Source organism: Pararcticibacter amylolyticus, assembly GCF_003130405.1.
Classification (GTDB): Bacteria; Bacteroidota; Bacteroidia; order Sphingobacteriales; family Sphingobacteriaceae; genus Arcticibacter; species Arcticibacter amylolyticus.
On sequence record NZ_QEAS01000049.1, the window covers coordinates 4,597 to 5,557 of the forward strand.

The 961-nt window shown below is 46.4% G+C and carries 1 other annotated feature (cut by a window edge).

Going from position 1 to position 961, the window contains the following annotated elements:
• Window positions 1-627, reverse strand: a sequence feature (mutual gap in cmsearch alignment for this rRNA model is longer than 100) (it extends 895 nt beyond the left edge of the window).
• Window positions 628-961 lie beyond the last annotated feature (334 nt).

Genomic DNA, 961 nt, shown 5'->3' on the forward strand with positions numbered 1-961 from the left:
GGCACTGCGATAGTTAAGCTACCGTCTTTCACCCCTGACTTAAAAAGCCGCCTACGCACCCTTTAAACCCAATAAATCCGGATAACGCTTGGATCCTCCGTATTACCGCGGCTGCTGGCACGGAGTTAGCCGATCCTTATTCTTACAGTACATTCAGCCCTCTATACATAAAGGGGTTTATTCCCGTACAAAAGCAGTTTACAACCCGTAGGGCCGTCTTCCTGCACGCGGCATGGCTGGTTCAGGCTTGCGCCCATTGACCAATATTCCTTACTGCTGCCTCCCGTAGGAGTCTGGTCCGTGTCTCAGTACCAGTGTGGGGGGTCATCCTCTCAGATCCCCTAGACATCGTCGCCTTGGTGGGCCGTTACCCCGCCAACTAGCTAATGTCACGCATGCTCATCTTACTCCTATAAATATTTGATAAAAATATGATGCCATATCTTTATGTTATGCGGTGTTAATCCGGATTTCTCCGGGCTATCCCCCTGAGTAAGGTAGATTGCATACGCGTTACGCACCCGTGCGCCACTGTCATCGGGACCGAAGTCCCGAATCTCGTTCGACTTGCATGTATTAGGCCTGCCGCTAGCGTTCATCCTGAGCCAGGATCAAACTCTCCATTGTAATGAAGTTTGTTCTCTGACTCTATTTTCTCAAATAGAATCGTTTTTATTAATGCTATTTGCCGAAATTGACTTTAGGATATTTGTTTTGCTTGTTTTTTGCTCATAACAGATATTCCTACCTGCTATGCTACATGACATTTCTTTTTAAGAACTTTTGCGCTTCCCCGTCCCGGTTCCGCTGTATCTAAAAGCTATTAGCTGTGTGCCGTTAGCTTTTGGTTTCTTTTCAATGCTTCCGGCCTTGCGCCGTCTGCTTTTTTTGTTTCCCTTTTCGAAGTGTTGTTCGTTTTGGGACTGCAAAGGTGAGAATCTTTTTTCTTTTTTGCAAGAAG